Source organism: Porphyromonas sp. oral taxon 275 (assembly GCF_018127745.1).
In the GTDB taxonomy this organism is placed as follows: Bacteria; Bacteroidota; Bacteroidia; order Bacteroidales; family Porphyromonadaceae; genus Porphyromonas.
This window is the reverse complement of sequence record NZ_CP072333.1, coordinates 1,452,686-1,466,037: the sequence shown is the minus strand read 5'-3', so window position 1 is coordinate 1,466,037 and position 13,352 is coordinate 1,452,686. Positions and strand designations below refer to the sequence as shown.

General features: G+C 61.9%; 7 protein-coding genes and 1 tRNA gene. 3 read left to right on the top strand and 5 right to left on the bottom strand.

What is annotated here, in order from left to right; translation table 11 throughout:
* Window positions 1–3 precede the first annotated feature (3 nt).
* The 3 genes from J4862_RS05850 to J4862_RS05840 all read left to right on the top strand — a co-directional run bounded on the left by J4862_RS05850 (window position 4) and on the right by J4862_RS05840 (window position 5,297).
* The gene (locus J4862_RS05850; RefSeq protein WP_211788193.1) at window positions 4–1,587 is read left to right on the top strand and encodes a RagB/SusD family nutrient uptake outer membrane protein; all 1,584 of its coding nucleotides are present in this window, start codon (window positions 4–6) and stop codon (window positions 1,585–1,587) included.
* Window positions 1,588–2,341: 754 nt separating this feature from the next.
* Window positions 2,342–3,754 carry a precorrin-3B C(17)-methyltransferase gene (gene cobJ, locus J4862_RS05845; protein WP_211788192.1) on the top strand — a complete coding sequence of 471 codons (1,413 nt, stop codon included), beginning with the start codon at window positions 2,342–2,344 and terminating at the stop codon, window positions 3,752–3,754.
* A 1,470-nt stretch (window positions 3,755–5,224) separates the two neighbouring features.
* Window positions 5,225–5,297, top strand: a tRNA-Pro gene (locus tag J4862_RS05840).
* Window positions 5,298–5,467: 170 nt separating this feature from the next.
* Here the strand turns inward: J4862_RS05840 and mutL are convergent.
* From mutL to recQ, 5 genes are read right to left on the bottom strand one after another with little or no spacing between them, the layout of a single operon-like run.
* A complete protein-coding gene (gene mutL / locus J4862_RS05835; protein WP_211788191.1) occupies window positions 5,468–7,387 on the bottom strand; it encodes a DNA mismatch repair endonuclease MutL in 1,920 nt (639 codons plus the stop codon).
* Complete coding sequence (locus J4862_RS05830) at window positions 7,387–7,683, bottom strand: hypothetical protein (RefSeq protein ID WP_211788190.1); 297 nt, start codon at window positions 7,681–7,683, stop codon at window positions 7,387–7,389. Before J4862_RS05830 ends, mutL begins: the two co-directional genes overlap by 1 nt.
* Window positions 7,641–9,704 carry an OstA-like protein gene (locus J4862_RS05825; RefSeq protein ID WP_211788189.1) on the bottom strand — a complete coding sequence of 688 codons (2,064 nt, stop codon included), beginning with the start codon at window positions 9,702–9,704 and terminating at the stop codon, window positions 7,641–7,643. The genes J4862_RS05830 and J4862_RS05825 overlap by 43 nt, the downstream gene beginning before the upstream one ends.
* The gene (locus J4862_RS05820; RefSeq protein WP_211788188.1) at window positions 9,705–11,099 is read right to left on the bottom strand and encodes a peptidylprolyl isomerase; all 1,395 of its coding nucleotides are present in this window, start codon (window positions 11,097–11,099) and stop codon (window positions 9,705–9,707) included.
* A 37-nt stretch (window positions 11,100–11,136) separates the two neighbouring features.
* On the bottom strand, window positions 11,137–13,311 hold the full coding sequence (gene recQ / locus J4862_RS05815; RefSeq protein ID WP_211788187.1) for a DNA helicase RecQ: 2,175 nt from the start codon (window positions 13,309–13,311) through the stop codon (window positions 11,137–11,139).
* Window positions 13,312–13,352: the final 41 nt, after the last annotated feature.

Here is a 13,352-nt window from a genome sequence, read left to right as displayed (position 1 = left end):
AATATGCATACAGATAAGAAGACCCTCCGCCGAGGGCTACTCGTGCTGAGCGCTGCCTCCTTGCTGGGGCTCAGCTCCTGCACTAAGGATCTGGATCGCTTCCCTACCAACGGAGAGACCCCAGAGAAGATCTTCTCCGATCCTGCCAAGACGCTGCAGGCCTTAGCCAAGGTCTATGGCGCCTACGGCCTCTCGGGTAATGGGGGGGATGCCCGAGAAGGCAACGGCGCCGACATCGCTGGGATCGACGAGGGCTCGAGCGACTTCCTACGCCAGCTCTTCGTCCTGCAGGAGCTCCCCACCGAGCTAGCCATCAATGCCTGGGGGGACCAGGGGCTGCCCGACATCCACGTACACAGCTGGTCGGCCTCCAACCCCTTCGTCCGTGGGCTCTACTACCGCTCGCTCTACCAGATCAAGCTCGCCAGCGACTTCCTGCGCAACACGGAGTCCCGCGCCGACGATGCGACCATCCGTGCCTACCGTGCTGAGGTGCGCTTCCTGCGCGCCTACCAGTACTGGGTGCTCATCGACCTCTATGGCAATCCTCCCTTCGTCACCGAGGCGACCGCTACGGGTAAGGTCTACCCCCAGCAGATCAGCCGTGCCGAGCTCTTCAAGTACATCGAGAGCGAGCTCAAGGCCATCGATGCCGACCTGCTAGCGCCTAAGGCTGCGGGCTACGGCCGTGCCGACAAGGCTGCTGCCTGGGCGCTCCTCTCCCGCCTCTACCTCAATGCCGAGGTCTACACCGGGACGCAGCGCTACGCCGATGCAGCTCAGTACGCCGAGCGCGTCATCTCCTCGGGGAGCTATAGCCTCAAGTCGGACTACAGCCACCTCTTCCTGGCGGACAACAATGTCAATAACCCCGAGGTGCTGCTCTCCATCAACTATGATGGTCAGCGCTCGCAGAACTGGGGTGGGATGACCTACCTCATCAATGCCTCCACGGGGGGTACGGCTAAGGCCGTCACTGGAGTGAATATGGGCGTCAACGGAGGCTGGCAGGGTAACCGCGCTACCACAACGCTGCTCGAGCTCTTCGGTACGCACACGGCGACCGATAAGCGCTGCCTGATGAAGGCTGCGGCTACGTCGACCATCTCCGACGTCAAGAACTTTGACCAAGGGGTCTATGTCTACAAGTTCCGCAACGTCACCAGCGCAGGCGCCAACGGCAGCAACGGTGACCACGCCGATACCGACTTCCCCCTGCTGCGTCTAGCGGAGCTCTACCTCAACTATGCAGAGGCAGCCGTCCGCGGCCATGCCGACGCTACCAAGGCCCTGCAGTACCTCAATCTCCTGCGCACCCGTGCCTATGGCAATGCCTCGGGCAACTACAGTGCGCTGCCTGATCTGAAGGAGCTGCTCGCCGAGCGTGGACGTGAGCTCTACTGGGAGGCTCAGCGCCGTACCGACCTCATCCGCTTCGGCCTCTTCACGGGTAATAGCTACCTCTGGCCTTGGAAGGGCGGTGAGGCTGGTGGCAAGAGCATCGACGACTACCGCAAGCTCTATCCCATCCCTGCCGATGATATCCAGGCCAACCCTGAGAATCTGAAGCAGAACCCTAACTACTAGGAGAGCTTCTTCCTCTTTATAAGCTGTGTGCCGCGGCTGCCGTGCTCCCTCCTCACCGAGGGACTGCGGTAGCCGCGGCCTTTTTTGTGTCCTGCCGTGTCCGCTTCATGGAGTGCCGTACAAGTTGGCTGTACCTTATCCTTGTTTTCCTTGGCTGCCTGCGCCCTGACGAGCCCCAGCGGGGCGATCCATTCAAAGCCCAGGGTGCGCAGCCCTGCAAGGGCGACCAAACCCTGGGTAAGATGAAGTAAATAGGATAGAGCCCTACAGGGGCGACCCTCAAAGCCTTCGTCGTGCAGCAGGAGCACGGCACAGCCTTCGCTAGCCCTTGTGTGGAGGTTCGCCCCTTAGGGGCTCGCTTAGCCTTCTCTCCTTAGCTGATGGCTGGTGAATATGCTGAGGGTATCTTGCCCTTGTCCGCCTGGGGCTAAGTGTGGGATCTATGCCGCGTCGTCGCTAGGCTCGTGGGGGAGGCCTCCTGAGGGATATCCGTCAGCTCGCTGAGGGCTATCCGTCGCGGCGCTGAGGGACGTCGGTGGGGAGGCTGAGGGATATCCTTCAGCGAGGCGGGGAGTGGCTGTCGTCGTGCTGCGGCCTCCTGGTGCGCTGCATGGGGCGGACTTGGACGAGCCTTCGTAGGCTGGAGAGAGGGGAGGCCTTCGCCCGCTTACAGCGCCCGCGATATTTAGGGCTTGAGGGATTTAGGCTATCTTTGCAGTCGACAGACCAAAACAAAGCATTTAAGCCATCCATAATGAACAAGAATAAGATCATCGTCGCCGGCATCGGGCCAGGCAGCGAGGAGGACATCACCCCCGCGGTGCTGCGCGCCGTCCAAGAGTCGGATGTCATCGTAGGATACAAGTATTATTTCCGCTTCGTCAAGGCCTATCTGCGCCCCGACGCTGTCTGTGTAGACAGCGGTATGAAGGCCGAGCGCCAGCGTGCCGAGGAGGCCATCAACTACGCTCTCGAGGGCAAGACCGTCTGCGTCATCAGTTCGGGTGACGCTGGTATCTACGGCATGTCCCCCCTCATCTACGAGATGATGCGCGACAAGGGCATCGAGGGGCTGGAGGTCGAGGTACTGCCTGGGATCAGTGCCTTCCAGAAGGCCGCAGCACTGCTGGGCTGCCCCATCGGCCACGACCTCTGCATCCTATCGCTGAGTGACCTCATGACGCCCTGGCTGCGCATCGAGCGCCGCATCGAGGCCGCAGCCTATGGCGACTTCATTACCGCTATCTACAACCCCAAGAGCCAGGGCCGCTACTGGCAGCTCTACCGCCTCATCGAGATCTTCTCCCAGCACCGCTCGCCCGATACGCCCGTCGGCTACGTACGCCAGGCAGGGCGTCCCGAGCAGGAGGTGACGCTGACGACGCTGGCGGAGTTCGACCCCGAGCAGGTGGACATGTTCACCGTGGTGCTGATCGGCAATACGCAGAGCTACAACTGGGAGGGGCACTTCATCACGCCCCGCGGCTACTACCGTGAGGGGCAGCTGGAGCAGGATGTCAAGGTCGGTCAGGGCATCATGATCGAGAGCTTCCGCACCATCAACAGCGAGCTGGCGAACCCCAATGTCCCCCTCGACCATAAGTGGGCGCTCATCCACAGCATCCATACGACGGCGGACTTCGAGATGGAGAAGATCCTCTACACCGACCCCAAGGCTGTCGAGCGTATGCATCAGGCTGTCGTCGAGGGCCGACTCAAGACCGTCATCACCGACGTCACCATGGTCGCCTCGGGCATCCGTAAGGGCGCCCTCGAGCGCCTCGGCGTAGAGGTCAAGTGCTACCTCAACGATCCTCGTGTAGCTGAGATCGCTGCTAGCAAGGGCATTACGCGCTCACAGGCAGGTATCCGTCTGGCGGTAGAGGAGCACCCCGATGCGCTCTTCGCCGTGGGCAATGCACCGACGGCCATCATCGAGCTCTGCGAGCTGATCCGCCGCGGCAAGGCCCATCCTCAGGGGATCATCGCTGCGCCCGTGGGCTTCGTCAACGTGCGTGAGTCGAAGTACATGGCTAAGGTATTCAAGGATATCCCCAAGATCATCGTCGAGGGGCGTAAGGGCGGCAGCAACCTCGCCGCGACGCTCGTCAATAGCATCCTGACGCTCGACGACGCCGAGCAGCTCCGTCCCGGCCGCGACGTCTAGCCGTCCCGCCCGCCGAGCGACAAGAACAGCCAGGCCTATGTCCCCGAGCGGGGACATAGGCCTGGCTGCTTCGCTAGAGGGGTGCCTCCACCGAGTGCCCTACGCTTCTGCGCAGAGTGCTCGTGCCGTCTCCACAGTGCCTGCCTAGAGTAAGCCCTCCTATTCGGGCTAAGGGTCGCCCCTGTAGGGCTCTATCCTAATTTGTACTACCTGCCCCAGGGTTTGGTCGCCCTTTCAGGGCTACGCACCCTGGGCTTTGGAGGGGTCGCCCCGCTAGGGCTCTGTTCTTTTTACTTCGGCTTACCCAGGGTTTGGTCGCCCTTGCAGGGCTACGCACCCTGGGCTTTGGAGGGGTCGCCCCGCTAGGGCTCTGTCCTTTTTACTTCGGCTAACCCAGGGTTTGGTCGCCCTTTCAGGGCTACGCACCCTGGGCCTTGAAGGGGTCGCCCCGCTAGGGCTCTGTTCTTTTTACTTCGGCTAACCCAGGGTTTGGTCGCCCTTTCAGGGCTACGCACCCTGGGCTTTGGAGGGGTCGCCCCGCTAGGGCTCTGTTCTTTTTACTTCGGCTTACCCAGGGTTTGGTCGCCCTTTCAGGGCTACGCACCCTGGGCTTTGGAGGGGTCGCCCCGCTAGGGCTCTGTTCTTTTTACTTCGGCTTACCCAGGGTTTGGTCGCCCTTTCAGGGCTACGCACCCTGGGCTTTGGAGGGGTCGCCCCGCTGGGGCTCTGTTCTTTTTACTTCGGCTTACCCAGGGTTTGGTCGCCCTTGCAGGGCTACGCACCCTGGGCCTTGAAGGGGTCGCCCCGCTAGGGCTCTGTTCTTTTTACTTCGGCTGCCCCTGGGTTTGGTCGCCCTTTCAGGGCTACGCACCCTGGGCTTTAGAGGGGTCGTCCCTTGGCTTGTAAGTGGTGCCTTGTTGTGGCTCGCTAGCAGTTGTCCCCTTGGGGCTTGCAAGGGTGCCTTGTTGTGGCTCAACAGGGCTCTCCTTTAGCGGTAGTGGGGAGCTGTGGGGACCATCCGTATGTACTAGCATTGGGGACTGCGTGTGGCTGAGTGGGCTTTCGTATCATCTGTTGTTGGCCTAAAGCACTGTCCTATGTCGAGCTCAAGGGAGCTCAGCTTGAAGACCTTAGCTACCCCTGCAGATGGCCTGCTTGGACTGTACCTGTGCTCGTGGTGTAAAGCCCCTATAGGGGCGATCCGCTCAAAGCCCAGGGTGCGTAGCCCTGCAAGGGCGACCAAACCCTGGGTTAGGCATGACGATTAAGAACAGAGCCCTATAGGGGCGACCCTTATAAGGATTGTGTTGTAGCAGGGGTGTACCCCTCGTCTGCTCGCAGCATAGGTATAGGGCTGGAGGCTAGGCGTATTAGTACGTATCTTGGTGAGGCTTGCAGGCTGTCATTCATTTTGCTTACCTTTGCAGCGCTGAGGCCGAGTGGGGCGATGTCCCCCGAGGCGTGACAGCACGGGATGTAGCACAGTTGGTAGCGCGCCACGTTCGGGACGTGGAGGTCGGAAGTTCGAGTCTTCTCATCCCGACTACCTAAAGGAATAAAGCCGAAGGGCAAGACCAGTAGCTTGGTCTTGCCCTTCGGCTTTGTTGCTGTCTGCAGGCTGGGGACGTCGTGCGGGGCGACCTGGGGAACGGCCTTAGCGTGGGGGAGGTGGGCTGCCTTGACTTAGCTTAGCTCGCCTGCGGCTGCCTTAGCCTAGCTGAAGAGGCTAGAGACGAAGCTCTCGGGCAGGCGGGCGATGATCTGCTGGCCTGAGGGCGTCGTCATCGACTCGGTACAGCCTAGCAGCTCCTCGATCAGTTCGCGTGCCTCCTGAGGGCTGCGCGGGAGGGTGGCCTTGAGCACCTGTACCTCGGCGGCAGCCTCCGCGAGGAAGCTCCGCACGTAGCTGGCGTCCTCGCGCTGCGTCTCGAGGCTGTCGGCGACGATGAGGCGCACGAAGCCTATGGCGCTCTCCGTCATGAAGCTCGGTGCCTCCACTACGGAGTAATGCCCCTTGCCTAGGTCGCCGAAGTCGAAGCCCAGCGGCGCAAGCAGCTCCATAATATGCTGCGCCGTCGGCAGCTCCGTGGGGCTGAACTCCAGTACCTCAGGGAAGAGGGGCTGCTCGGAGGGGTAGCTGCCCTCGCTGAGGCCCAGCAGCAGCTCCTCGTAGCGCACCCTGAGCAGGGCGCGCCTGAGGTCGATCAGCGCCAGACTATCCTCCAGCTGCGTCACGGCGTAGCGCCCATGGTAGAGGAGGATATCGCTGGGGGCTGCGGCAGGAGCGGGCTGTGCGCCCAGCTGCGAGAGGCGTATACCGCCCCCGACGGCTTCCCCGCTCGGGGTAGCTGTCGGCGTGGGGCTGAAGAGCTCGCCCTCGGGCAGCTCGTCGTACTTACGGCTCTCGAAGCTCTCGCCCAGCTCGCTCCAGTCCAGCTCGGGCAGCTGGGGGCGGTAGCTGCGCCCTGAGAGCGTCTGCCGCACGGGTCTACCGAGGCTCAGCTGAAGGCCCTCCATCCCCTCTGTGCGAGGCTCCTGCCCTTCGTCTAGATCTAGTCTCTTGACCTCCTCACGACGCCCCGGGTAGGCGGGGATGTCGATGGAGACCTTGTTGTCGAAGTCTATGAGCGGCGCCAGCGCATGGGCGTTGAAGGCCTCGCGCACGATGCTCTCGAGGATCTTGAAGATGAGCTCGCCGTCGGTGAAGCGTACATCCGTCTTCTGCGGATGGATGTTCACGTCGATATTGGCTGCGGGGATGGTGAAGTAGAGGAAGTAGTGCGGCTGCGTGCCGACGGGGACGAACTTCTCATAGGCCAGCAGTATGGCCTTGTGGAAGTAGGCGTGGCGGATGAAGCGCTGATTGACGAAGAGGTACTGCTGCGGGGCACTCTTGACCGCCGTGCCGGGCGTGCCGATGAAGCCGCGGATGGTGCAGAACTCGCTCTCGTAGCTCAGGGGGATGAGCGCCTTGGCGAGCTTGCTCCCCCCCACGCCTATGATGCGCTCCTTGAGCGAGGTGGCGGGGAGCTGGCGGTCATACTTGCCCGCACCCTGCAGGGCGAAGGCTACCTGATGGTTCGCTAGGGCTACCTTGGCGAACTCCTTCCAGATGTCGCTGAGGTCAGTCGACTCCTTGCGTGCCTCGATGTGCTTGCGCCGCCCGGGGGTGTTGTAGAAGATGTTCATCGCCTTGAGCGTCGTCCCGACGGGGCAGGCACAGGGCTCGGCGCTCTTGACGCGTGCGCCCTCGATCTGCAACTCTGTCCCCAGCTCGGCCTCGGCCGTGCGGGTACGAAGCTGCACCTGGCAGACGGAGGCGATAGCCGCCAGGGCCTCGCCGCGGAAGCCCATCGTGGTCAGGCGGTCGAGGTCCTCGATCTCGCGGAGCTTGGACGTGGCGTGGCGCTCGAAGGCCATACGCGCATCGGTCGGGCTCATGCCCTTGCCGTCGTCGGTGACCTGCACGGCACTGCGCCCCGCGTCGAGGATCTCGACCTGGATGCGTGTGGCGCCTGCGTCGATCGAGTTCTCTAGGAGCTCCTTGACGATATAGGCAGGGGCGGGGACGACTTCGCCCGCCGCGATCTGATTGGCTATGGTCTCGGGGAGGAGACGGATGATATCACTCATCAGCGCAGGAAGAAGTACCAGAAGGCAAAGCCCAGGAGCAGCAGCCCGAGCATCAGGCGTATGGTGCGGCGGTCGCGGTCAGCGGCCGTCAGCCCACGCTCGTGCTGGCGCTGCAGGTGCTGCGTGCTGCGCATGAAGCTGCCGCGTACCTGGCTCGAGGGATCGTAGTGCTCGGCCGAGTCGGGGAGCATCTGATCCTCGCCCGTAGGGAGCGCCTCCTCGGCAGCCGTACGGCGCTGGGCCTCCTCGGCGCTTAGTTCTCCCGAAGCGACAAGCTCCTGTCGGACGCGCGCCACCCGCTTCTGGAGTTCCTCCCGACGGGGATCCCAATAGATGAGCTTGTGCTCGAACTGTCGTGGCCTTCTCTGCTTGAAGAAACTTTGTACACCCATGATGTGTCTATGATCGGTCTTTGGTGGGGTTGAGCATCGTCCTTGCTTGGGCTGAGGACGTACTGATAGAGCTGGCGCCATTCCTCGGGGCTGAGGCCCGCCAGGTGGCGTGCGATGGAGTCGCTACGCAGGGAGTCCTCCTTCGCCTGGAGCTCGAAGGGCGCGTAGGCTGTGAGAGCTGCCCGTGCGCCGCTGAAGCGCTGCAGCTCCGCTAGCGTGTTGCCTGGCCTCTGGAGGCTGTCGCCCCCGCTGGACTGCACGATAGACTCGCGGCTGAGGGGACGGCGGTCGGAGGCCCAGACGAAGCTCTTGAGGCGGTTGACCTCTGCTGATCCTGCCATGGAGAGCGGGTAGGCCTTGCCCTCGACGGGCCCCGTCCAAAGGGACTTCTTGATGCGCCCCGAGTCGAGCGTCAGCTGCATGGCGGCGCTGGTCATACGGTTGAGCCCCGTGTAGTCGGGGCCCTTGTCCTCCTTCATATAGAAAATGGACTCCACGCTGCCGAAGACGTCCAGCTGGCGTATGGTGCTATCCTGCAGGTAGGCGCGTAGGCGCTCGCCCTGCATCTGATTGTAGTAGTCGACGCTGTCGATATGCTCGACCGCTAGGACGCTCCCTAGGACGTCCACGTAGTCGAGCTTGCGCCCGCGGAAGTAGAAGACGGTGGTATCCCCCAGCAGCTGGCGCTGCTCGCTCCACATGATGGGGCGGCCGTAGAGCGAGAGGACAGAGTCCTTAGCCACGTAGCTCATCGAGTCGGCCACGGCCTGAGCATCGCGGCGGTAGATGCGCACGCCTCGGTAGGCACGTAGGTAGCGCTGCATGGTGTCGGCCTCCTCCCCTGCAGCTCGCAGGCGCTTCACGCTATCCAGCTGCCAGCGATTGTGTATGGGTACGCTGATCAGCTCGAGCGTGTCGGCCGCCACGTAGAGCGTGTCCTTCTGCGAGTACTCCTCGGCATGGGCGCGCAGTGTGGCGAAGGCGTAGCTACGCTTGTCGTCGAAGTAGCCGTACTCGCCGAAGAGCTGGGCACGCTGCACGGTGTCGGTCAGGTGCATGCGACCGAAGGCCTCGCCGAACTTGCCCACGCCGTCGTAGTAGATCGAGTCCCCCGTCAGGCTCTTCGCCCCCGAGAAGACAGTGGAGCGGTCGAGGAGGATCCCCACGTCGCGCCGTACATCATAGACGCCGCGCCGCGACTCGATGCGGCCCGAGTCGGACTGGATGAGCGTGGGGCCCTCGTAGCTCCCTATCTGCGTGCCGGTGTTGTAGTAGAGATGCTGGGTGGTGAGCGTCGTGCGCTGCCCGACGAGCTTGACGTTGTAGCGGAACTCCGCGTCGTTCGTCGCGGGGAGGAACTGCCCGTAGTCCGAGGTCAGCGTGTTCTCAGCGTCGGTGATGGATCCGCCCTCGAAGTAGTAGGCGACGTCAGCCACGCGGTCGTAGTCGAGGCTGTCGGTGTAGAGGTCGGTGGTCTTATTCGCCAGGTGCACGTTGTAGCGCAGCTTCGCCAGCCGCGTGATACCGTCGTAGTAGAGGTAGCGCGCGTACATATTGACCGTGTCGCCCTGCACCATGTGCACCTCGCCGAAGGCCTCGAAGGTCTGCGCCTGCTCATTGATGTAGGCGCTGTCGCAGGTCATGCGGGCGTTGCCGTGTCTGAAGATGACCCCGCCCTTGAGCCGCTGCACGCCGGGCTGAAGCGAGGCGTCGTAGCTGAGCAGATCGGCGTGCTCGATGTAGATACGGCTACTCTGTCCCTTGGCTCCTCGCTGGCTGCTGTCGGCTAGGGTCGATATGCCGCGCATCCCTCCGCCCAGGGAGCTGGAGCGGAAGGACGCACTAGAGTGGAGATAGCTCAGCCCCCCGAGGATGAGGGCGAGGACTAGGGCTATCGGGAGTCGCTGTTCCTTGGCAGGCTTCATCTACTTCTTGTCGTGAACCCAGCCTGGGTACTGGAAGGCGCAGTCGCGGTAGCGCGGAGCCATGACGATGGAGGTCTCGCGCTGCTTCTGCCGTATCCATTCGTCGATGATGCGGGCACGCTTCTTGGCCAGCGCCATCTCCTTGATGGTGCGGAAGTCGGCGTTCATGTTCGCCATGTGCTCGGCGTGCTCAGCCTTGATGCGGATGATAGCTACCTGCTCGAGGCCCTTGTCGTTGCGCATGGTGAAGGGCTTGGAGACCTCACCTGTCTTGAGCGTGTAGGCTACCTTGGCGATGTCCTGAGGGAGCTCCTCGTAGCGGAAGAGTGCCGAGCCGGAGAAGTTGCTCTCATTGGAGCTATTGGTCATTAGTCCGCCGTTGTTGAAGGTGTTCTTGTCCTCAGAGTAGAGCTCGGCAGCCTGCTCGAAGGTGAGGCGCTGGTCCTTGATAAGGCCAGCGACCGAGTCCAGACGGGCGCTGGCCTGCTCGAGCGCCTTCTCCTCGACGACGGGACGGATGAGGATGTGACGGAAGTTCACCAGGTCGCCGCGGCGCTCGATGAGCTGGGCGATGTGGTAGCCCTCATCGGTCTTGATGATGGGGGACACGCGATTCTTCTCCGAGAGGTTGAAGATGGCGGTGGCGAAGGCAGGGTCGAGTGACACCTTGCCCACGAAGCCGTACTCTCCGCCCTGGGCTGCCGTACGCTTGTCCTCGGAGTAGAGGCGAGCGATGGTGGAGAACTCGCGCTTGCCCGCATTGATGTCATCGGCATAGCCACGCAGTACGCCCTTGACGCGGTCGATCTCCGAGAGCGGGATCTGAGGCTGCATGGCGATGATCTGCACCTCTACCGTCTTGGGGACGAAGGGGAGGCTGTCCTGCGGCAGCTGCTTGTAGAAGGCGCTGATCTCGGAGGGCGAGACACGCACATCCTGGGCGATGCGCTGCTGCATGGCACGTACGATCTCCTCGTTGCGCACCTGGGTGGCCTGCTCCTCGCGGATCTGGCCGATCTTCTTATTGAAGTACTCCTCGAGCTTCTCCTGCGATCCCAGCTGGGAGATGGCATTCTGTATCCACATCTCGACCATACGGTTGACCTGGGTGTCACCTACCTCGATGCTGTCGATCTTGGCCTGGTTGAGGAAGAGCTTCTGTATAGCGATGCGCTCGGGGATGACGCAGTCGAGGTCGCCCTCGGTGTGTCCCTCGCTGCGGAGGACGAGCTTCTGATACTCGATATCGGAGAGGAGGATAGGCTCGTCACCTACCATCCAGACGACCTCGTCTATGATGTTCTGCTTCTGTGGTTCGTCACTCTTGGCCTGGGCCAGAGCTAGCCCCCCGAGGGGCAGGAGGGAGAGGAGCGCTAGGGCTGTCTTCGATTTCATCTCGTGTGGATCTAGGGATAGGGAGGGGCTGATGGGGCTAGTTGGCCAGCTCGGAGAGGAACTTAATACGTATGAGACGTACCTCTTCCTCTGAGTAGTCGCTGCCCAGCTCACTCAGGGCCTCGTTGATGTCGTCCGTGACGGACTCCTTGAAGTACTCGTAGATGTCCGCTACGCGGTCTTCATCTACAACGTCCTCGATGAAGTAATTGATATTGATGCGTGTGCCCGAGTAGACGATGGCCTCGACCTCGCGGATCAGATCCTCGAAGTCCAGCCCTAGGGCGATGGCGATGTCGTCCAGTGCGACCTTGCGGTCGATCTGCTGGATGATGCTCACCTTGAGCTTGGACTTATTGGGCGTGGTGCGTACTCGGATGTCGGCGGGACGCTGGATGTCGTTGTCTTGGACGTGGCGGCGGATCAGCTCGAGGAACTTCTGTCCGTAGCGTGCAGCCTTACCTGCGCCGACGCCAGGGATATTCTGCAGCTCCTCTAGGGTGATGGGGTAGAGCGTGGCCATGGCTTCGAGGGAGGCGTCCTGGAAGATGACGTAGGGCGGCACATCGTTCTGCTGGCCCATCTTCTTCCTGAGGTCCTTCATCAGGCCGTAGAGTATGGGGTCGGTGGCCTCGCCTCCGCCCTGTGCCGAGCTGCTAGGCTGTGCCTCCTCGCTCTCGTCCTCTACCTCGATGACGAAGCTCGTGGGCTTCTTCATGAACTTCTTGCCCGCGGGGGTGAGCTTCAGTAGGCCGTAGTGCTCTACGTCCTTGGTGAGGTAGCCTGCGATGAGTGCCTGTCGTATGCAGGTCGTCCAAGTGCTCTCCTCGACGCCCTCGCCGATGCCGAAGCACTCGAGCTCCTCGTGGTGAAAGGACTCCACATCGCTGTTGGTCTCCCCACGTAGGATCGTGACGACATAGTCTTCGTTGAACTTCTCCTTGAGCGTGCTGACGACCTCAAGGACTTTCAAAAGCAGTTCTTTTGCTTCCACTTTACTCTTAGGTACTAAACAATTATCACAACTGCCACAGTTCGTCTGCTCGTAGCGCTCCCCGAAGTAATGGAGGAGGAATGCGCGGCGGCATAGCTTGGTCTCGGCATAGTCGGCCGTCTCCCTCAGGAGGACCTTGGCGATCTCCTGGTCGGCGACGGACTTGCCCTTGGTGAAGCGCTCCAGCTTCCCGAGGGCGGTCGGGTCGTAGTAGGCGATACATACGCCTTCGCCTCCGTCGCGTCCGGCACGCCCTGTCTCTTGGTAGTAGCCCTCGAGACTCTTGGGCATGTCGTAGTGGATGACGTAGCGTACGTCGGGCTTGTCGATGCCCATGCCGAAGGCGATGGTGGCGACGATGACCTCAGCACGCTCCTCGAGGAAGTCGTCCTGATTGCTCATACGATCCTTCGCCTCCATACCTGCGTGGTAGGGGAGGGCCTTGATGCCGTTGGCCTGTAGGATCTCTGCTAGCCGCTCGACCTCGGTGCGTCGCATGCAGTAGATGATGCCGCTCTTGCCTCGGTTGGTGAGGATGTAGCGGACGATATCGCTGTCGGTGTCCTCCGTCTTGGGGAGGATGCGGTAGAAGAGATTGGGGCGGTTAAAGGAGCTCTGGAAGGTGGCAGCATTCCGGAGCTTCAGGTTGCGCATGATGTCCTGCTGCACCTTGGGGGTAGCAGTGGCCGTCAGCGCCATGATGGGTCGCGAGGCTATATCCTCGATGAGACTGCGGATGCGGCGGTACTCGGGGCGGAAGTCATGCCCCCACTCCGAGATACAGTGTGCCTCATCCACGGCGTAGAAGGAGATCTGGACCTGGCGCAGCAGCTCCACATACTCCTGTCGGTGCAGGGCCTCGGGGGCTACGTAGAGGAGCTTGGTGCGGCCTGTGATCAGATCTTCCTTGACCTGCTCGAGCTGGGGGCGCGAGAGGGTCGAGTTGAGGAAGTGGGCTATCCCATCCTCCGTGCAGTAGCCACGTATGGCGTCCACCTGATTCTTCATCAGAGCGATCAGGGGGGAGAAGATGACCGCCGTCCCCTCCATCAGGAGGGCAGGCAGCTGATAGCAGAGACTCTTCCCGCCACCCGTAGGCATGAGGACGAAGCTATCGCCTCCAGCCAGCGTGTGCTCAATGACCGGGAGCTGCTGCCCCTTGAAGGCGTCGAAGCCGAAGGACTGCTTGAGGGCGCTGAGGAGCTGAGTCTCTGTCATAGTACGATCGTGTGTGCTGGGTGGATGGGTGGAGCGCTAAG

Bases quoted from the DNA above. Each gene is read 5' to 3' on its own strand.
- J4862_RS05820 (WP_211788188.1), bottom strand. From the start codon at position 11,099: ATGAAATCGAAGACAGCCCTAGCGCTCCTCTCCCTCCTGCCCCTCGGG.
- J4862_RS05825 (WP_211788189.1), bottom strand. From the start codon at position 9,704: ATGAAGCCTGCCAAGGAACAGCGACTCCCGATAGCCCTAGTCCTCGCC.
- recQ (WP_211788187.1), bottom strand. From the start codon at position 13,311: ATGACAGAGACTCAGCTCCTCAGCGCCCTCAAGCAGTCCTTCGGCTTC.
- J4862_RS05850 (WP_211788193.1), top strand. From the start codon at position 4: ATGCATACAGATAAGAAGACCCTCCGCCGAGGGCTACTCGTGCTGAGC.
- cobJ (WP_211788192.1), top strand. From the start codon at position 2,342: ATGAACAAGAATAAGATCATCGTCGCCGGCATCGGGCCAGGCAGCGAG.
- mutL (WP_211788191.1), bottom strand. From the start codon at position 7,387: ATGAGTGATATCATCCGTCTCCTCCCCGAGACCATAGCCAATCAGATC.